This is a genomic window from Bacteroides ndongoniae (assembly GCF_900108345.1).
Lineage (GTDB): Bacteria > Bacteroidota > Bacteroidia > Bacteroidales > Bacteroidaceae > Bacteroides > Bacteroides ndongoniae.
On record NZ_FNVV01000014.1, the window covers coordinates 1,106,984 to 1,128,561 of the forward strand.

General features: G+C 43.3%; 9 protein-coding genes. 1 reads left to right on the forward strand and 8 read right to left on the reverse strand.

Features of this window, described 5'->3' with window-relative positions:
• Window positions 1-8: 8 nt before the first annotated feature.
• The 4 genes from BQ5591_RS15505 to BQ5591_RS15520 all read right to left on the reverse strand — a co-directional run bounded on the left by BQ5591_RS15505 (window position 9) and on the right by BQ5591_RS15520 (window position 8,519).
• The gene (locus BQ5591_RS15505; RefSeq protein WP_071150021.1) at window positions 9-2,789 is read right to left on the reverse strand and encodes a two-component regulator propeller domain-containing protein; all 2,781 of its coding nucleotides are present in this window, start codon (window positions 2,787-2,789) and stop codon (window positions 9-11) included.
• Between the two features lie 88 nt (window positions 2,790-2,877).
• Window positions 2,878-4,023, reverse strand: coding sequence for an acyltransferase family protein (locus BQ5591_RS15510; RefSeq protein ID WP_071150022.1), 1,146 nt, complete (start codon window positions 4,021-4,023; stop codon window positions 2,878-2,880).
• Between the two features lie 203 nt (window positions 4,024-4,226).
• Window positions 4,227-5,678: a glycosyl hydrolase family 28 protein gene (locus BQ5591_RS15515; RefSeq protein WP_071150764.1), complete on the reverse strand. Its 1,452-nt coding sequence runs from the start codon at window positions 5,676-5,678 to the stop codon at window positions 4,227-4,229.
• 114 nt (window positions 5,679-5,792) lie between these two features.
• Window positions 5,793-8,519, reverse strand: a complete 2,727-nt coding sequence (locus BQ5591_RS15520; protein ID WP_235817136.1) for a heparinase II/III domain-containing protein — start codon at window positions 8,517-8,519, stop codon at window positions 5,793-5,795.
• A gap of 692 nt (window positions 8,520-9,211) precedes the next feature.
• Here BQ5591_RS15520 and BQ5591_RS15525 point away from each other — a divergent pair.
• Entirely contained in the window at window positions 9,212-13,345 is a 4,134-nt protein-coding gene (locus BQ5591_RS15525) for a hybrid sensor histidine kinase/response regulator transcription factor (protein WP_071150024.1), read from the forward strand.
• A 109-nt stretch (window positions 13,346-13,454) separates the two neighbouring features.
• Here the strand turns inward: BQ5591_RS15525 and BQ5591_RS15530 are convergent, their stop codons facing one another.
• The 4 genes from BQ5591_RS15530 to BQ5591_RS15545 all read right to left on the reverse strand — a co-directional run bounded on the left by BQ5591_RS15530 (window position 13,455) and on the right by BQ5591_RS15545 (window position 21,568).
• Window positions 13,455-16,691, reverse strand: coding sequence for a glycosyl hydrolase family 95 catalytic domain-containing protein (locus BQ5591_RS15530; protein WP_235817098.1), 3,237 nt, complete (start codon window positions 16,689-16,691; stop codon window positions 13,455-13,457).
• A 6-nt stretch (window positions 16,692-16,697) separates the two neighbouring features.
• A complete protein-coding gene (locus BQ5591_RS15535; RefSeq protein ID WP_071150026.1) occupies window positions 16,698-19,313 on the reverse strand; it encodes a glycoside hydrolase family 31 protein in 2,616 nt (871 codons plus the stop codon).
• Window positions 19,314-19,341: 28 nt separating this feature from the next.
• Complete coding sequence (locus BQ5591_RS15540) at window positions 19,342-20,217, reverse strand: alpha/beta hydrolase (RefSeq protein ID WP_071150027.1); 876 nt, start codon at window positions 20,215-20,217, stop codon at window positions 19,342-19,344.
• Window positions 20,218-20,455: 238 nt separating this feature from the next.
• The gene (locus tag BQ5591_RS15545) at window positions 20,456-21,568 is read right to left on the reverse strand and encodes an esterase (RefSeq protein WP_113740891.1); all 1,113 of its coding nucleotides are present in this window, start codon (window positions 21,566-21,568) and stop codon (window positions 20,456-20,458) included.
• Window positions 21,569-21,578: the final 10 nt, after the last annotated feature.

The window sequence follows — 21,578 nt, forward strand, 5'->3', positions numbered from 1 at the left end:
CAAGCATATTACTCCCCGCCATGCTGCTGGATATACTCACTTGGCGTGCTGCCCGTGAACTTCTTGAAAGCACGGAAGAAGGAGGCCTTCGATTTGAAGCCGCATTTCTCGGCCAAGGTGACCAGTGTATATTTTTTATGAAGTCCTTCGGCTACCGACTGTTTGAAACGCTCTACCCGATAGCTGTTGACAAAGTCGTAGTAGCCCATCTTCAGGTGGTGGGTAAATACTGCGGAAAGCAGATAAGTGGGATACCCCACAGCTACCGCTACGTCCGACTGCTTTAAGTCGACATTGAGATAAGGTTGCTGCTCCTCCATATAGCGCTTCAAGGCTTCGATGACAGCTTGTGCCTCGGCTTCGTTCAGTTTCGAGTAACTTTCCGCAGACGACTGCACAGCCTCAGGTGCCGGTTCCGACGGTTGAACTGGTGGCAGGGCCTGTACCGGACTTTCTACCTGAACATCTGCAACAGGTTTCCTGTTCCGTATTCTGTAAACAACAAATGCAGATATTGCCAACACGCCTCCCAAGACAACCACATAAAGCAACCACGAACGCTGAGTGCCGACAACAAACGAAACAAAATCCTCGGAATCGCGATTCATATACTCGCGAACCCTGAATTTATACTGTCCGGAGGGCAAACCAAAGAAAGATACTTTGTCTTCACCGCTTAAGTCGATCCAAGTGGAATCCTTACCTTCGAGCATATACTGGTATCTGGCCTGTCCCGGTGCACGATAGCCCAACGGGAAGAATTGAAAAGTCACCGTATTCTCATCCGGCTCCAACACAAGTACCGTATCGGAACACAACACATAGTGGTCGGCATACGGCTTACCGTTGACAAACATTTCCGTGATGCGCACTGACAGGTCCGGATATTCCTGTTGCGGAATAATGGTATACACTCCTTTCGTGGCACACACCCATAACTGCCCGTTCTCATCTTTCGCAATCGGAGCTCCGGAACTGACAGACAAACCTGCCTCCATACCGAAAAGCCGATAACCTTCCAGTTTCTCGTCCATCCGCAGCAAACCGGTTGCATCGCCCAACCAATAAAAGCCCAAGCTGTCCTGCATCACCGTATGGCACCTCACCGCATCCAACATCCGGAAATGTTTCAGTTCGTTGTCGGCCACGAGCAGCCGATTGTCGAGCAGGCAGAAAAACAAGGTTCCGTCACGCCCTTCGTAAATGGAACGTACTGCAGCAGAACAGACTGAAGGCAATCCGGCTGAAGAACAACGTCCGGTAGAGCGGTCGAACAGCGTCAGTCCCTTGTCCGTCCCGACCCAAAAACGCTGTTTCGAGTCCACATAAATGCCGTAAACAATATTTCCCGGCATCCCACTGCCCGAAGCGTTATAGTCGCGTATATCGCCGGAACGCCGGTCGTAAGAATAAAGTCCGTCGGAAGCCGCCAGCCATACCAGCCCCTCGCCATCGTCCTGAAACATAAAAATGTCGTTAGATACACAGGTCCGGGTCAACGGAGTTTCGCGGAAAGTCCCGTCCTTAGGATTGAACACAGCCAGACCACCGCCACAGGTCCCGACCCAGACTTCATCACCGTTATCGAAAAAAGAGAAAATCAGGTTAGAACGCAGATGCCCCTCCCCTGCTCTCGAAACACTGACCAGACGAATGTTGCCAGTACGTTCGTCTACACAATAAAATCCTTCGCGTGTTCCGACAAACGTATAATGACCGGTTTTAAGGAAACTGCGCACCCCGACATCGTGGCGTGCAAACAGACCACGTGCATAACGCCGGTACGAGGCATCTCTCTTTTTCAACAGGTTCATCCCTTGATAATAATCGGTTCCGCACCAGATTTCGTCCCCGGCAAGCAAGACCGAAGAAAGCATATTGGATAATAGCCCCTGACCTGTTTCACCATCGTAAGTAAAGTGACGCATGGTTGCTCCTTCCGTAGCTGAAAGCAGATAAAGTCCCTGTCCTTTGGTTGCTACACCAAGCAGACCGGCTTCCCAATCCAAAGCTACAACCGGCACCTGTACATCGCTTTTCCAGAAAGAAGAAAAAGTACGCTTCGACAAGTCGAAGGTGATAACCTCACCTTGCTGGGTTCCAATATACAGACAGCCTTCCCGTTCCACAAGACAAAACAGACGACCCGCAGAAGCTAATGGACAAGGATAAAATTTCAATGCGCCCGAACGAGTGTCACATAGCACCAGTCCCTCGGCTGTCAACAGCCAAGCTTCCTGCGACCCCACTACAGCTATGTCCATAATCAGATTACGAGCGGAAATAGCATTTTTCTCGTCCATCACAATATGACGCAAGCGGCTGCCATCGTAGATATAAAGTCCGTTGGTAGTAGCTATGTAGAGGGTTCCCGATTCGTCTTTACCTAAAGCCTGTACGGGAAAGTTTATTTCGTCGGCAAACATCCGTTCCATCGTATGAGCCACATGATTCATACGCCAGACCCCCTGAATGGTAGCTGCCCATAGTTCATGTTTTTGGGCTTCGATAAGTGCATTTACCAGAAATGGAGCTGGAGCTATGCCTTGCCTTTCTTCAGCAAAATGATAGGCCAACGAACGGCGACCGCCGACCCGTTCCACAGTAGCTCCTGTACCTATCCAGACAAAACCGTCCGAATCCTTATAAATGGCGTTAATACGATTGTCTTCGAAACGGCATGTTATTTCATCATTGCCGATAGCCGTTACAGTATACTCGTCAGCGGAAGCACCTCCTGCCGCAACAAACAACAGCACAAATATCAAAAAAAATCTTAGCAAAGGCATTTTCTCGTTCTCCTATATAGCAAATAAGAATATGCAAAAATAGAAAAAAAGCCAAATTCCACCACATTTCTCCCCAAGATAACTACGGTCAAGACTTACGTTCAAGGAACTTTCTGCTCAGCCATCGACGAATCGGTTCATCATACAGCTTCAGACAAAGATAAGCCAGCAGAATACTGCCTAAAAATACAGCTGTCGCCACCGGCCACGCCTGAGAGAAAGAAAGTTCTTTGCGCCATACCCAAGCATAGAACAAATACATAAAGGGATAATGGATGATATAAAGCGGATAGGAAATATCACCCAGAAACTTGCAAACACGTGTGGAAGCACGGTCTGTCGTTTGCCCCGAAGCACCAAACCATACCAACAACGGAAAAGCAAAAAGGACACAAAGGGAATCGTAAAGCCCATTATGCCACCACGCACCACCAGTCCCCAAATGAGGCACACATAGCAATATGGCTACTCCCAAACTGCACCACCAGAAAGCCCCCCGAATGTGTACAGGCTTGAATAGACGCGACATCAGTAATCCTACCGAAAAGGAAAACATCATACGCAGTAAACCACCGGGCAGATTGTATTCCAACAAGGACCATCCCACGCCCAAATGCCCGAATCCTGATAAATTGAATAAAGCGAACGAAGCCAGTCCAGCCCCTGTCAGCACCACCCATACAGTCAGCCACCTTGTAGACAAACGGCGGAGGAACAAGGCATAAAGCACATTGCCGATGTACTCGAAAAAAAGTGACCAACTGGGACCATTGAGCGGAAACATCTCACCATTTCCACGTACCTCCGGTGCTGAAGCGGGAAGAGCCGGAATCAGAAACAAGCCCAGCAATGTGGCCAACGTCACATCAGAAAAAGTAACCGGTGTCCCGTCCCATTTCACACTACCTTGCACCATAAAAGACAAAGCCCCCAACAGAACACCCATTACCAGCATGGGATGCAAACGGATAAGGCGTCGCTTGAAAAAATCGCCCAACCTCATCCGTTTCCAGCGGTCATCGTAAGCATACCCCACCACAAAGCCAGAAAGAACAAAGAAAAAATCGACAGCCAGATAGCCGTGATTGAATCTCTGATCGACAGGACTGGTTGCAAAACCTTCGAAAACATGATACCAGATGACCAGCAATGCTGCTACGCCCCTCAATCCATCAAGAATCTCATAATGAGGCTTGGAGTCGGCAAACGAAGCGGAAGAAGTGATGTTTCTCATAACAAATATCAGTTTTGTTAGCCGTCAGTTACAGAACTATACGTCCTCACTCCAACAGCCTTCAATGAATAATAATGAGCCGAAAGATAGACAGAAAGTTCGGATTGTGCAACCCAAAAAACATCTCTTTTTCTCTTCCTTCATTCTTCCACCCTTTAATTCACCAAATCAAAAGACTCATAAACTTCAGAACCGATCCATTCTTACTCAAACGTCACTCCCTCGGTATGTTCACCCACAAAGATACGTGCCATGTCGCCTGTCTTGTACCAGGTCGGCTTACCGGGCATGTTATCTGCGATACGCACACCGTTAATGACCAGGTTCTCGAAACGGATGTTCTTCACACGACGTTCTTTGTCGTAGCCGATAATCTGTGAGACCTCCGCATTGCTGCCTGTATATACAATATCTTTGAAAAATACATCTTCGATACCTCGGCCCGGTGCCTGGCAATACTTCTTGTTATAGAAAATACGCAGATTCAACAACTGGCCCTGACGGAAATTCTCAATACGGATATTCTCGAAACGGACATGACGAATCAGGTTATTGTCGCCAGCATTGATAGCAAGGCAACCTTGATAGTCTAGTTGTTTCTCTTTATGATCCAGAATGTCGATGTTTACATAATTCAGATTCTCCAACACCTCTGGATTTTTTACATTACCGTGAATACCAATAAAGATGGGATGAGCCACGTCGGCCCACAGCGTAGAGTTCTGCATCGTAATATTACGGCATCCGCCTACGAATCCCATACGTGTGCCATAAACGGTGGTACAGTCGTCCGAATTGCGGCAAAACACTCCGTCGAAAAGGACATTGTTGCTGGCAAATACGTTCAGTCCGTCACCCCAGCCATAGGAACTGATGACCTTCACGTTGCGTATCGTCACGCTGTCCGAACCGCCCGTAGGGCATTGGGTAGAAATCAAACCATCGACCAGCACATTTTTCGAGTTAACAATGCTCAACCCGGCTCCTCTGCCTTCAGGGTGCACTTTTCCGCGTCCCAGTATCTTGACATCGCGCACATTCACTGCACGGATACATCCCTTGACTACAGCACCACCTGCTACATAGACCGTCTTTCCAGACGGAACATTCAACGTATCGCCCGGCAGACGATGTACACCGGGACCGAAATAAATCAGGTCACGACGCCGCTTCAGTTTCTTCAGCGTCGTTCCTTCCAGCGGATTGTTCACGTCAATCGGATTGGCAAACAAGTGAAGATTGTGAAAAATATCACCGTTGACCTCTACCGAAAGATTGCGTGGACGATCCAACCGGAAAGTCAGTACGCTATCCGTTACAGTCGGTACAATACCGTATGAAAGAGGACGCACACGGGCGGTCTCGATGCTACCATGACAAAAACGGACTTTAACTTCCACCTCGCCCGAAAAGTCGAAATAGCCCAACGAAGCCTTTTCCACATGATGTTTGGTATCTCTTACTTCATCCACTTTGACAGCGTACGTATCTACTTGCTTCCACTCGCCTCCCGGTTCACGCACATCGACAACGAAGTCGTTTTTCATCTCCTCGCCTTCGGGAGCGGGATAAGTAATCAGTCGATTCTGTGCCCAAGCATTGTAAACAATGCCTAACAAGGCACCTGTAACCAACAGGGTTCTTTTCAATCTCATTTCTATATTCATATTTTTTAGTTTGTACTGCTGGTTATACGAAGATTCCTCAACATACGCCTAATCATCTTCAGAAAAATAATAGAAAAAAGATAATCAAAGTAGACTTTCCCATTAATGCAGCAGAGTCTTCACTTCAACCGCACGACTGATGACATACTGTTTTCCATCCAAAGAAATTCGGCAGGGGCCAGATGCTGTATAATACCATTCTCCATCCAGATTTTCCAAAAGAACATTTATATTCTTATCAGCCTTTATTGTCAGACGAGGAGTTTCCGCATAAGTACCATTACCCATAAAAAATATGTGATCTGTTTCACCTTGTTTCCCCCACAAAGCATACGTAGCAGCCGCTTTCATTTGCCCCATGCTACATACATGTGCAGCAGTGTCCGACGAAAGAATATGGTCGGTACGTTCTTTCTTCTGTTTCACACAAATGCCCACATGGCTGCCCTCTGCATTAGAAGTCACCTCAGGGAACGTAACAGATTCTATCAGACTGGGCTCCATGGCAGACGAAGGCTCGTAGATTGCTACAAAGGGACGATTCCAAGCTTCTCCCTCCTGACGTGCTACGAAGGTAAGCGTAGGCTGTTCCTTTATATTATAAGGCATGCCCGGAGTACGGCTCAGTCCTTCGGTCATGGGACTAAGCGCCTTGAAAACAGTACGCTGCGGCTGACCTTTCATCCACATATTCATATAAATATCATCTTTATCCGGCATCTGTATGGTAAAGGTAGCCTTGATATCCTTATCGGTAAGGGTACACGACTTATCATACAAATAGGAATAGGCATATAAATGAGCTCCGGCAAAAGCTAGTTCATCGGTAGGCTGTAAAAGCAGATCGGTACCGTCCGAAGCGGTCAGATTCATTGTCTGCCCCAGATTATGATAGAAATAATCGTGCATCTTGTCTCCTCCCAATTCTTTACGGCTACGGAAGATATCGACATAATATCCTGATTCTGCCCCCGTAGTTACAATGCCGATCAGTCGGGTCTGGTCAGCACGGCTTTCCGGCTCACGGAAATATACTTCGCTATAAGTGACAGGCGGAAATTTGTCTTCACCAGCAAGTGAAGCAAGTGCGGGAGCCGGATAACAGGATTGAAGCTTGAAAGCATGATTACTCTTCATGACCGGATAACTTGATATACCGTCCACACACACCGTATTATGGCTGGGAAACTGGGAATAATATTCCAAATAATCCAAACCACTGTATGAGTACTGTCCGATACCGGCATCAGGTCCCAGCACATATCCTTTACCATATAATTCCATCGAAATACCATTGGCATGCATGTGATTGCCTTCGCTGCCATTTAGAGAAACCATCAAGCTGTGGCGACGGTTCATTCCGTTGCGCTGTACCAACCACGACACGTTTGGAGCATAGAATAAAGGAGATACATAATCTTCAACCTTACCGGCGGCTATCTCTTCATCAAGAGTAAGTGGCTTCTCTCCAAAAAAAGAATGAATGGAAACGGGCACTTTACCGGAAGTCTCCGTCTGGGTAGCCGACTCAGGATCGAAGCACTTCAGCATGGCTGTGAAAAAGTTCTCCTGCTCTTTCTTACCGTTGGCACGAGCGTTCCGTATCATACGGACAATAGGAGTCGTGTTCAGATATCCCGGATGCGTATCACCAAAGCCACATATCATACGATTTGGGAACAGATATTGAGGTAAAGCCGAAACAGCTTTCGGAATAACCGGTAATTCGGAAGTAAGGTCGACATGCAAATTGCGGTCGAAAAGAGTGGTAAAACTGGTATAATCGTTCAGTACCACATTACTATAACCGGGACATTCGGCCCAAATACCGGTTTGAGGGTCATAGCCATAATCGGCCAGGCGTTTCAAACTCCATTGACGGATACTGGAACGGTTGAGTACATAATCTATATAATATCTGCGCCCCTTACGATCCGCATAAGCGTCATCATCCTCCAGCACAAGGCCGATATCCATCACATAACGAGCCTGCATCAGATTCCAGTTGTTGTGGGGAACCCCGTTGGCAATGATATTGTCCGCCCATTTTTTGAAAGCGCCGGCATAAATTTCCATACTGGCGGCATAATGTTCCTTCAGATAATTATACAGAAAGTCGTACAACGGAACGAGATCGTAAAGAATGTCTTCGTGAATCACCTCAAACGAACTCATACCCACCAAGGTTTGCTGATGCCCATGATTCAGATCGACCGGAACATTACGATAATAAATGCCTTGCATATAAGTATCGAATACGCCAGCTGCCAGTCGTGCGTACTTTTCGTCATCGGTCATCCAATAAAGAAAAGCAGCATCGCGCGCAATCCCAACAATCTCACGGTTCAGGCTCTCAATATTACGTCCGGTTTTAGAAGGATGCACTTTCTCTAAAGGGCGTCCGGGCAAGGTATTATTGTGAAAGGTAACATTACCAGCTTCATCATCATCGTACGGTTTCACATCTTCCAACCGGGGGCGTCCATAAGTAGCAACTGTTCCACGGGTTCCCGTATAACGTACAGTAGGGACAGGTGCTTTCGCCCCACCTGCATGGTCAAATACTTCCCCCTTGATATAAACATCGGTTGCATGTGAAGTCCAGTACATAGCCAATCGCGACAGTAACCAATCCGGTTGACTTTCCGTCCGTTCAGTGTATTTATCCGTACGTTGCTTCAGTTTTTCAAATACGTCCTTTGCCCAACTCTCATTTTCTATCAACTTCCATGCTTCATCCTTGCCCTGTGGAGTAGTAAGATAACGTGGATGTTCCTGAGGCAATTGCGACAGATTTACACTGTTTTGCGACCATAACACAACCGCCATGCATAGAAAAAACAATACCGTTTCAAGTCTTTTCATATCTTTATTCTGATTTCTGTTTTATAAAGATACGAATTAAATCGTATTTCTACTCAACACGCTTATGTCATTTCGATTGTTTTACTGCATTTTTACATTATCATGACTACAAGAAAATGGTTCGATTGGAAAGTGAAATATATTCCAATATGAGAATAATAGTTAAGAAAGACTTTAACATTTACAACTTCCGCCACCTATCCACAGATAAATATCTATATTTCAACATATTATCCAACAATATATCGTATATTACCAAAACCTTTGGGGATAGTAGGCAACATTCAAGTCGAAGGTAGGCAACATTCGATGCGATAGTAGGCAACATCCGATACGATAGTAGGCAACATCCGATACGAAGATAGGCTGATTTTATATTGAACACAAATTAATTTTGTCAAGCACATATAAAATTCATCGATCCCAAAATTATCCTTCTAAAAACAGGAATACATATCCTCAAATTGTACAAAAAACATTTTCAACCGTCAATTCGCATAAATAGTTTATTTAAGGAAGAAAGCTACTTCACATACAAAGATGAAAGACAATCGGATAAAAATAAAAAATAGCCTGTAGAAACAACACTGAAAACTTGTTTTTCCTTTGTCTCGACACCCACCTTTTTTTATCTTTGCAAAGTTAATATTGGGAAAATGATAAAGAAAGTACATATTCTATTACTCTATTTTTGTATAGCAATCGTTTGCTACGGACAAGAAGGCAAAATATTTACCGCAGACAAAGAATTGTCGAGCAGCATGATAAATAGTGTCTATCAAGACAAAGAAGGAGTTGTATGGATAGCAACTGAAGACGGACTGAACCGCTACGACGCAGCAAAATTCACAGTCTACAAAAATGATCCTCAAAACGAAAACACACTAAAGAATAACTATACCCGCATTATGTTCGAAGACAGCAAAGACAATTTTTATGTGGGTACCTTGACAGGACTTCAGCTGTATGACCGTGCACGCGAATCGTTTACAACAATTCCCATGAAATTCACGACAGGCGACTACTATGGAAATGCCAATATTTCTTCTATCATAGAGCGTAAAAATGGTGATATTGTCATAGGAACTTCAGGACACGGCATATTTATTATTAATCCAGCTCAGGAAAAAAAAGAAGCCTTACAGCAATTGGATTTAGTACCTAGCTACTTAGTAGACTATGTATACGAGGACCATGACGAGGCATTATGGATAGTCACACATGATAAAGGAATATTCCACATAAACAAAAATAAAAAAATATCCAACTATAATAGTTCTGATGGAATTATTTGGCCATCAAGCATTTGTGAAGACAATAAAGGGGACTTATATATAGGCTGCCTGAAAAATGGCCTGTTCAGATACGACCGCAAGCAAAAAAGGCTCATACATATTTCATATAACAAAACTCCACTTCCTATCAAAACCCTTTATCCGATAGAGAATAAAATCTATATCGGTACAGACGGAAATGGACTTAGAATCTACAACACCGAAAAACAAACCATTGAAGAAGGCAATATCAATACAGTCAGCTTCGATTTCAAAAAATCTAAAGTACATTCTATTCTAAAAGATAAACAGGGAAATATCTGGCTGGGATTATTCCAAAAAGGAGTTATGATAGTGCCCACTATTATCAACAATTTCAACTATATTGGTTACAAATCATCGACCCAAAATATCATCGGGTCCAGCTGTGTCATGTCGGTATGCCAGTCGCATGACGGAACGCTATGGGTAGGAACCGATAACGACGGTATTTATGGCATTAGCTCTAATGCTTCGAGCTGCCGGCACTTCACCCCCTCAAACGATTCTCATTCCGTTTCTCCAACCTTAATGAGCATTTATGAAGATTCCCAGCATGACTTATGGCTAGGATCTTATCGCGATGGACTGGCAAAAATGAATCCACACAACGGACATTGCGACTACGTAAAATTGAAACTGCCCAATGGCGAGAAAGTACAAAGTGTATACAGCATCGTTGAAGACAATCACCAACAGTTATGGATAGGAACGATGGGTACCGGCCTTTACCGTATCAGCCTCAAAACAGGTGAAATATACACCTGCCCCAGTCCACAAAACGGATTGGAATATCGCTCAGACGGCAATATGCTGCACAACAGATGGATAAACTGTCTGCTCCATACCCGTAATGATAAACTATACATAGGTACTTATGACGGTTTGGGCTGTCTCGACATACCTACCATGAATTTTGCTACAACGTACAAAGTGAACCGACTTCTGACAGGCGAAGTCATTTACGCACTTTACGAAGATGCAGAAGGACTAATTTGGATAGGAACGGCACAAGGATTGCGCTGTCTGACTCCCGAAACTGGAGAAATCAAAGAATATGGTATGAAGGATGGACTACCAAGTAACTCCATTTCAGCGATAAAAGGAGACTCAGAAGATCATCTATGGATCAGTACAAACTTCGGAATATCCCATTTCGATAAAAAAGCAAACAATTTCGTAAATTTCTACGCTAGCGATGGATTACAAGGTAATGAATTTACCAAAGGAACCGCCTTTGCCACAGAAAACAAACTGATATTCGGCGGAACAGGAGGAGTAACCATCTTTGACCCTCTAAAAATCATCAATCACAATAAAAAGCCAGAAATCCGCATTGCAGATTTCTATATCCACGACCGCCAAGTAAGATTGGGGATGAAATCAGGCAGATATGATATTGTAAAAGCATCTGTTCCCGATGCAACAACTTTCCATCTGTCTCATAAAGACAATTCTTTCAGTATTGAGTTCTCGGCCATGGAATTCTACAGCCCCGAACGAATCAGTTATGCATATAGCTTCAACAATAGCCATTGGGTCAATCTACAACAAGGAAGTAATCGAGTTTCGTTCAGCGATTTGGCTCCCGGCAAATATAAATTTCAAGTAAAATCGAAAGATTATAATTCATATTCGGATATCAAAGCAATAACTATCATCATTTCCCCACCCTGGTATTCATCCTGGTGGGCACAAATTATTTATGTGATCATAGTCTGTGCAGTTATCGGTACTATTGCATATCAAGTACGACAACGCTACATCGCACGTCAAAAGATGCTTGAACATATCCATAACGAACAGCTACACGAAGCCAAACTGCAATTCTTTATCAACATCTCGCATGAGATACGGACGCCGATGTCACTTATCATCAGTCCATTACAAAAACTTATAACCAACGATACAGACGAAACACGGCAACAGACATATAAAATGATCTATCGTAATGCCGAACGAATTCTGCATCTGGTAAACCAGCTTATGGACATCCGGAAAATCGATAAAGGACAAATGCAGCTAAAATTCCATGAAACAGATATTGTTTCCTTTATACGCGATCAATACCAGACTTTTGAATATCAGGCTAATGCTAAACATATCGAATTTATATTCCAACCTGATTTCGAAATGCTGAACGCTTGGATAGATCCCAAGAACTTTGATAAAATCATACTGAATGTACTGTCAAATGCATTCAAATTTACTCCTGAAAATGGAAAAATATCTATCTACCTACATACAGGCGAAGATCCAGAAAGTGCCCAACCTGCTTTGCGGCATTATTTTGAAATTATCATAGAAGATACAGGCATTGGCATCAAACAAGAGGATATTGAACGTATATTTGACCGTTTTTACCAAATACGAAACAGTCAGACCAAGTCGACTATAGGCAGTGGAATAGGACTTCACCTGACGCGCTCACTGGTGGAACTCCACCACGGTATTATCATGGCAGAAAATAATGTCAAAGGACCTGGCTGCCACTTCATTATCCGCCTTCCCATAGGCAGAAAACACTTGAAAGCAGAAGAAATAGATGATACGCCATCGGAAGATATTATCATATCGGAATCAACTTCCAACACTCTGCCTGCAGGCTTTGAATATGAAGAAGAAAACGATAAGAACAAACCCAGAACTAAAACCAAATATCAGGTTCTTATTGTAGAAGACGACAAGGAGATAAGACAATACATCGCTCAGGAATTAAGTACAGAATTTCATGTAAAAGAGTGCCCCAACGGGAAAGAGGCCATGAATCTGATTTTTGCAAAAACACCTCCAGATCTTGTCATCAGCGACATCATGATGCCGGAAATGAATGGACTTACTTTATGCCGAAAAATAAAACAGAATATCAATATCAACCACATACCAGTGATACTGCTGACAGCCAAAACACGCGAAGAAGACAATTTGGAAGGCTTGGAAATGGGAGCAGATGCCTATATCATGAAACCTTTTAGTATCGAAATTCTCAAAAGAACTGTCACCAACCTCATTAGGAGCCGTGAGATTCTGAAAAATAACTTCACTGGCAATCAAGAGCAGGAAGAACGCCTGCAAAAGATTGATGCAGATTCGCCCGATGAGAGACTACTTGACCGTGTAATGAAAATGATAAATGATAACATCGGTAACCCAGATCTGAATGTTGAAATGATAGCGCAAGAAGTTGGAATCAGCCGTGTGCATCTGCATCGGAAATTAAAGGAACTGACTAACCAAGCTCCACGTGAACTGATAAAAAATTTGCGTCTGAAACAAGCTGCTGCTTTGTTGGCTGATAAACACCGTAACATTACAGAAGTAGCGATAATGACCGGATTTACCAGTACCACTTATTTTTCAACCTCATTCAAAGAGCTTTTCGGCATATCACCGTCAGCATATATGGAACGTTATCAAAAAGAAGAGAATATAGAAGAAAAGGCAGATAGCGACAAAGAGGAAAAAGCTGAAAAATAAAACCATAGTTGTTACGGCATAATACAAAAAGAACCATATTTTACTCACATTGAGCTTAATATGGTTCTTTTTATATTTTATCTTTTTCTAAAATAAAGGATCAGATCTCTCATTCACGTTCTACAATATACTCTTCACCAGGTTGTGTTTCGATATCATATTCATAAATTTGATATAATATTGGTTGTTCTGGCGATTTCAGTTCTTTAGAAACCAAAGGCTTGGTCAAAAGTGTAACAGGAGCATTCAATGGGTTAGGACATGCCCCTTCTGCAACTTTCAGACCTTTTCCTTTCAATGGTACATATGAACGCAGGCGTAACACTCCTCCAATGCGGGAATGAATCTTTGCTTGAAGCAGCTGTCCGCCTTCCCAATCCATATCAACTTCAAAACCTCCACGAGCAACTAAACCTTTTACAGCACCCTCACTCCACTCTTCAGGTACAGCCGGCAACAAATGAACTGCTCCATCGTGACTCTGCAAAAGCATCTCGGCAACTCCCGCCGTATAACCGAAATTACCATCAATCTGGAAAGGTGGATGAGCATCAAAAAGGTTGGGATAAGTACGTCCCTCAGGGTATTCCCTTTGTTTATCATCACCAGGCAACAGGCAAAGCATATTTCGTATGATACGGTACGCATGATTACCATCGAGCATACGTGCCCAGAAATTAATCTTCCAACCAATACTCCAGCCAGTAGCCATATCACCACGCTGAAGCAACGTATTACGTGCAGCCTGAAACAGCAAAGGACTTTGAGAAGGAGTAATCTGATTGCTCGGATAAAGTCCATACAAATGAGAAATATGACGATGCTGGTCTTTCGGATCATCTGCATCGGCAAGCCATTCCTGCAACTGATTGTAACGACCGATCTGCATAGGCGGCAAACGCCGTAATGTCTGTTCCAAAGAATCGGCATAAGCTTTATCTCCACCCAACGTACGGGTAGCCAATAAAGTATTATATAAAGCATCGTATGCTATCTGATTGTCCATAGTACATCCAGCCGTAATGCTACTAGGACCGGCATAACCATGTTCGGGCGACATAGACGGAGCGGTCACTAACCAGCCATATTTCGGATGCTCTACAAGATGGCTCATATAAAAATCTGCAGTACCTTTTAATATCGGATAGTATTGTTTCAGAAAAGCCTGATCACCGGTAAAAAGATAATGCTGCCACAGATGTTGAGCCAGCCAAGCTCCACCATTAGGCCACATACCAAAATAAGCTCCATCTACAGGACCACATGCCCTCCATATATCTGTGTTGTGATGAGCAACCCATCCTTTAGCCCCATAAAGTTCACGTGCGGTTTCTCCTCCTTTCACAGCCAATTCTGTCAGCATCTTAAACAAAGGTTCGTGCGTCTCAGAAAGATTGGTTACCTCAGCAGGCCAATAATTCATTTCTGTATTGATGTTAATAGTATATTTACTATCCCATGGAGCATACATGCTTTGATTCCATAATCCTTGCAGATTGGCCGGTTGTCCTCCTGGCTGTGAAGAAGAAATCAACAAATAACGCCCGTACTGGAAAAGCAACGTTGTCAGATTCTGATCATCAGTCTTATTGAAGTCACGTACACGTATATCGGTTTCTTTTTTTGAAGCATCGGTAGACGGAAGTGTAAACGATACCCGCCCGAACTGTTTCTGATAAGCAGCTGTATGGGAAGCCAAAGCATCTGCATATGATACCTTAAGGGCTTTCTTCATTTTATCGGCAACACGTTTGGACGCATTACCGCTGACATCGTTATAATTTATAAAATTGGTGGCAGCCGATATGTACAATGTTGCTGTAGTAGCATCGGAAACTGATAATTTCTCACCATCCCCTTTCACCTTACCATTAGTTTTCACCTGTATCTGGCATTCGGCATTTAAAGCTGCTGGAATACCTTCTTGCTCGCAGCCTTTGCATTGCATAGTAAGTTTATTACCCTTGGCCGATATAACTGATTCTAACGGACATTTATAAGCTACCGAAAAGTTCAAAGCTTTTTCCTTGTCTGCTTCAATACGGACAATAATCACATCGTCTGTAAAAGAAGAAAAGGCTGTACGTTTATATACCACTCCATCAACCTCGTACCGAACCGTGGCAACCGCTTTCTCTATATCCAGATCGCGATAATAATTCAACGGATTTTCATGCCCCGGAAAGTTGAGGAACAAACTGCCTAACGTCAGATAACGCATACCGTTTTGAGGAGTATTGAAGTTATCATCGATCATCTTTTGGGCTTCGCCAAACTTATTCTGAAAGATCAATTCACGTATTTTGGGTAAAGCTTCGCGCCCTTTCGGATTGTTATTACTATAAGGACCTCCTGCCCAGAACGTTTCTTCATTCAACTGTAGTTCTTCACTGCCAACACCTCCAAAGATCATTGCTCCAAGACGGGAATTACCTAAAGGAAGCGCCTCAGTCCAATTACGTGCCGGATGCGTATACCACAATTTCATCCGTGGGCCCATGGTTTCATCGCGTAAAGCATCATATCCCAATAAAGACAACATGGTAGATGCATAGCGAGTACCCAATATACGATAACCTTCTGCGGTAAAATGTAAATGGTCCTTTGCAACCGGACATCCAGCCGAGGGAATAACATGAGCAGTAGGAATCACTCGCGACAATGTATCTATAATTGCATTCATACTGGCACAAGCTCCCTTCTGATCAGCATGTACCACCTCTCCAGCCAACAAGGGAACATCTTCAGCCTTCAGATTGAGATCACTCAACAGATTTTCATATACTTTCTTCACTTTCCGAGGCCACTCCTTATCACCCGTATTCGATTCTCCCTGATGTAACAAAATGCCTTTAATGACACCTTGCTTCTGCGCCTGACGAGCCAAATCGACTAAACGGCCATAAGGATTACCTCCATATTCTTTCACCATGTTTTTCATCCAGTCGGGCTGCGAAACAATATATTCATTATAATGATCTTTATCAAACAGCTCAATCTTGCAACCACCTACAGCCACATTGATGACTCCGACCTTGATTCTCGTTGGAAGATTGGCTACCATCGTACGACCGAAATAATCGGCAGGAGTCAACCCTGTATAGCAACGAGCTAAAGGAGGAACAGCCGTATACCATTCACCCTGTTGCCGTCCCAAGTCAGGACAGTCGACTGCAGCCATTACCTTAAACCGCTCGTCAACGCCACAAGTATCTTGTGCCTCAATTTTTGCATTGCCTTCCATATTCGATTGTCCCAGACAAAGATAAACATGGAAGTCCTTATCCTGTGCAACCATTGCCACACTCAACAATGACATGCATAGCAAAGCTTTTAACTTCTTCATAATATCTTATAATTTTATAATTTGCTTTTCACCGTTATAAACTATCTCCTTTACAATCTTTCCATCTTTAGACGTAGGATCCATTTTCACAATCTTCAGATTACGCTGAACGGGCATTCCTGAATAATTTCCCTTACGCGGATGCAAAATCACTTTATTTTGCTTGTCTTTCCATTCGATTGTAAACGTAGCATATTTCCCTTTTTCATACTCATAATTGATACCTTCGTCCTCGTATACTTCAAACTTGCCGTCTGCTCCCGGATAAATATTGATTTCCCAAGGCTTATTAGCCACTTCACCCGAATATTGACAAGCTTCGGACAAGGGTAATACAGAACCTGCTTTTACAAAAACTGGAATATGCTCCATCACGACAGGTACACGAACATTTCCAGAGGTCTTTTCCATTTTCTGTCCCGTATAGAAATCATACCAGCCACCTTTGTTTTCAGGCAAATACACCTCCTGTTCCTTTATATTCTCATCCACAACAGGAACTACCAGCAGAGCAGGCCCAAACATATACTGATACTTTTGTTTCAGCGCTTCCGGATCTGTTCGAAAATCCATCACTAACGGACGCATCAGTGTTCCACCCCGTAAAGCAATATTTGCATTTTCCGAATAGATATATGGCAAAAGTCGATAACGCAGATTCAAAGAATAACTTGCCAGGCGAACAACCTCCTCACCGTAATTCCAAAACTCGGTATCAGTCATATATCCATGAACACGCATCAAAGGCAAGAAAGTTGATATTTGCAGCCAACGGATAAAACGCTCATGGAACCGAGGATCGTTATATTGGTTATACGGACGGAAAAAACCACCAGCATCATAAGTCCACCAAGGTATTCCGGAAGTCATAAGGCTAAGTCCGCCAGTGATTTGTCTTCGTAATGTTTCCCAATCATTTCCAACATCCCCTGACCATAAGGCAGCTCCGTAACGCTGTATTCCGGAAAAGCCACTTCTGGTCAATATCATTGTACGATGTTCAGGAGCATCTTTCCGACTACCTTCATACACCGTCTTGTTGACCATCAACGGATAAATATTACGTACAAACTCACCCGGCAAAGTATTATCCATCACCTTTCTTCCCTCCAAATCGTCATTTTCCGGCTCGGTAGCATCCTGCCACCAGGCATCTATACCATAAGGTTTCAGTAAGCGGTTACTGAAATTACTCCAATAAGTAGCCGCAGCATTCGGATTAAAAAAGTCAATCCACGACGTCTGATCGATATAATATCCTTTCTGCATCATTTCCTTACCGACCTCACTTTGCGGATCGATTTTAGACCATACAGAAAGCATCAAACGAGTATTCATCGCATGTAATTCGTCTACCAGTTTTTTAGGATCCGGGTAGAAACTTTCATCAAAACGCATGGCATTCCATCCGTAACGTCCCCAATATTGCCAATCCTGAACAATGAGGTCCAGCGGCAGTTTGTTTTCACGGAATTTCTTTGTTGTAGCCAATATTTCATCCTGCGAATGGAAACGTTCCCGACAATGAATATATCCCAATGCCCACTGAGGCATCAGAGGAGCGTTACCTGTCAAGTTCCGATAAGAAGCAATAACATCGTCTGCCTCACCTATAAATATGGTATAGTCGACACATGCTGCTACGGGCGAACGAAGCACAGTTTCGTTATCTACTTTTTTATAATATACAACAGGTTTGTCATCCTTTTCCAGACGAGCTTGCAACTGATGAGTACCAGCTTCCAATTCGACAATGGTAGAGGCTGTAGGCGGAAGCCAGAGATTCTTCATCTCTAACACTTTCTTTCCATCAATTTCCAGGTGATGGCTTCTGGCCATTTTCTGTCCGACATCCAGCAACAATACATATTTACCTTTTTCCGACACAGTCAATGTAGAAACAAAGACATTGCTTTCGCGTACTTCTGCTTTTCCACCTTCTGTTGAAGTGACATTTACAGTAACCTTATCCCCCACCGCACCTTTTTTCTGAAACTCGACTTTCTGATCGGCTGGATTAAATTCGGTCATACCATAATTGTTCCACAACAGTCCGAAACCACGACTTGAATAGAAAAAAGGAATAGAAATCTGGGTGTTAACTTGTGTCAATCTTCTTAAAAGTCCACGCACGTCCAAATATCCATCTTGAAATTGCCCTAACCCGAACAAAGCTTCGTCTTCCGGGGAGTCTATATGCAATTCTGCACAATAGGTATTTTCTCCCTGTATAACAGCAGGACTCAGCTTCGTATCAATTTCTGAAACAATCTTCTGACCTTTTTTATTCAGGAAAGTCAGGCGTCCACTCAGCTTTTCGCAAATTACCGACATCTGTTCCAATTGTACTTCAACTGTTTCCTTGTTCTCTTTCACTTTATACTGAGGACATGACGTACCTACATATACCCATTCAGGCAACTTGCGCGATTCGCCCTTCTTATATTGCACCCTGACGGCATTATCGGCTAAAGGAAGCAAACGAAGTGTATCGCCTTGTATAAGTACATCTATACTCTTTGTTTCAGATTGCTTTTCCTTTTCAGCACATTCCCCCTTTACTGGAAAAAGGAATGTGAAGAAAAGGATAGCAATCAATCCATACAAACTTTTATTTTTCATATCTGTCGACTTATCAAATTTGTAACACTTATCTTAAGAACATCCGGCTTACAAACGGCAAGCACTGATACAATGCCGAATGCCAATATTCCCAATCATGACCGCCATCACGTACTCTGAACTGACAAGGTATGCCTGCATTCCGCATCGCCTGATAAAACTCAATATTACGATCGAGCAAGAAATCATCATCACCGCAATCTACATACCAAACTACTGAACGCAAGTTGGCTTTACGACTTTCATCAGCCTTGAGTACATAATCCACACTGCTGTTTTCGATGACCGAACGTGTCAGAATGGCCAATTTACCATCGGGATTATCATAACGGGCTGCTCCCTGTTCAGGAATGCTCATCAGAGCACTCATGGCATACACTGCGCAAAACATATCTGTATGATGCTGACCATAAACCGTGGCACCACCGCCACCCATCGAAAGACCTGCGATAGCACGATGCTGTTTATCGCCTATCACACGATATTTTTTCTCAATGAAAGGCAGGAATTCCGTATAAAAGAATGTTTCGTACTTCCAGCCCGGCATATCAAAATAGCCATTCTGAAAAACTTCCGGATTGCCACCACCCGCATCAGGAGTTACGATGATCATTTCACAAGCTTCGCCACTGGCGGTCAATCTGTCCATAACATCTTTTACATGACCGCGATTAGCCCATACGGAGTTGTTTTCCCACATGCCATGCAACAGGTACAGAACAGGGTACTGCTTTTGAGTATCCATATCGAAACTCAACGGCAAAAACACAGTATATGCCCGTTTAGCCTGTAATACTTCACTATAAATTGTATCAGTCACAATGCGACTTTGAGGAAATCCCTGTGCATGAAGCAATGCACATCCTCCTAAACAAACGAATAAAGCTATCAATATCTTTTTCATATTCAAAAAACTATTTTCCATTCAACTAAAGTTTCATCTGTCTGCCATTCTGCCAGCTGATCCGAACTAAATACCTGATTCATAAAAGCATAACGGTTTATTTTGTTTTATCAGTTGTAAACTGTCAGTTTATCAGTAATAAATCGCCAGTTTATTAGTAATAAACTCACAGTTTATCAGTAGTAAACTTTCAGTCTGATTAGGGTAAATCCAAATAAACCAAGTGGCCAGACATAAATCACTTAAAAAACTGCTGCACCGTCTCAGCCAAATACGTACGGGCATTCATCCATGTATGTCCACCTTCGGTAATCAGACTTTTATAACGAATACCTTTATTGTCAAAATAATCCAGATTCTTTATCACGTCCTGATATAAGAAGTCAGACTTTCCTACACCGAACCATAATAATTTCAACTTCGACTCAGATAAAGAAGGAACCATCAGTTCCTTGAAATAATGGTCCATTACTTGCGGAGTAAGATAAGCACTGTATGATGCCAGCCAGGCAAATTTATCCAAATGAGAAAACGCAGTAAACAAAGACTGCCCTCCTCCTCGGGAAAAACCGGCAATGGCACGTCCTTCCCTATCGGTACGTACACGGAAAGAAGACTCAACAAAAGGAATGACACACTTAACCATCTCCTCCGAAAATACAGTATACATTTCTGCAGCCTCCATCGACGATGGCATAGGAGTGCCGTTCATCATATAGCCATAAGGCATGACTACAATCATCGGTTCGGCCTTTCCCTGAGCTATCAGATTATCCAATATCGTATTTACACGTCCTACTTTAAACCAGGTTTCCTCCGTATCGGTCGTTCCGCTGACTAAATATAATACCGGATATTGTTTTTTCCAAGCTTCATAACCCACTGGTGTATAAACCAGCAACGGACGGTTCATGCCCAATACATTAGATGAATAAATGCAATATGACACTTTGCCATGAGGCACATCGTTCACCGTATATAATGCTGACGAATCGGGCATTTCGAGCAAACTGGCCTTGAAACGCTCATTCGGAAACAAAAGCATATTGCTTGGGTCGGCCACTTGCACACCATCCACAATAAATGAATACGGATAAATGTCCGGCTTATCAATCTTTACTGTAACGCTCCAAACATCATTCTCACCTTTTGTCAGCGAACGGAGTCCGTCCATAAACTGACCGCTCAACTCGACTCGCCTGGCATGAGCATCCTGAATAGCAAATGTAACTTCACCATTCGAACCAACTTTAGGAGATACCACAGAATTATTCCAAGGGTTGCCCTGTGCCTGCAAAAGCAGGCACCATAGCAAAGCAACACAACTTGTCAATATACATTTATTCATCATTGCTTTTCTC

What these genes read in the sequence shown, in the direction of transcription:
- BQ5591_RS15505 (WP_071150021.1), bottom strand. Translation starts at nt 2,789, where the DNA reads ATGCCTTTGCTAAGATTTTTTTTGATATTTGTGCTGTTGTTTGTTGCG.
- BQ5591_RS15515 (WP_071150764.1), bottom strand. Translation starts at nt 5,678, where the DNA reads ATGAGATTGAAAAGAACCCTGTTGGTTACAGGTGCCTTGTTAGGCATT.
- BQ5591_RS15535 (WP_071150026.1), bottom strand. Translation starts at nt 19,313, where the DNA reads ATGAAAAATAAAAGTTTGTATGGATTGATTGCTATCCTTTTCTTCACA.
- BQ5591_RS15520 (WP_235817136.1), bottom strand. Translation starts at nt 8,519, where the DNA reads ATGGCGGTTGTGTTATGGTCGCAAAACAGTGTAAATCTGTCGCAATTG.
- BQ5591_RS15510 (WP_071150022.1), bottom strand. Translation starts at nt 4,023, where the DNA reads ATGAGAAACATCACTTCTTCCGCTTCGTTTGCCGACTCCAAGCCTCAT.
- BQ5591_RS15530 (WP_235817098.1), bottom strand. Translation starts at nt 16,691, where the DNA reads ATGAAGAAGTTAAAAGCTTTGCTATGCATGTCATTGTTGAGTGTGGCA.
- BQ5591_RS15540 (WP_071150027.1), bottom strand. Translation starts at nt 20,217, where the DNA reads ATGAAAAAGATATTGATAGCTTTATTCGTTTGTTTAGGAGGATGTGCA.
- BQ5591_RS15545 (WP_113740891.1), bottom strand. Translation starts at nt 21,568, where the DNA reads ATGATGAATAAATGTATATTGACAAGTTGTGTTGCTTTGCTATGGTGC.
- BQ5591_RS15525 (WP_071150024.1), top strand. Translation starts at nt 9,212, where the DNA reads ATGATAAAGAAAGTACATATTCTATTACTCTATTTTTGTATAGCAATC.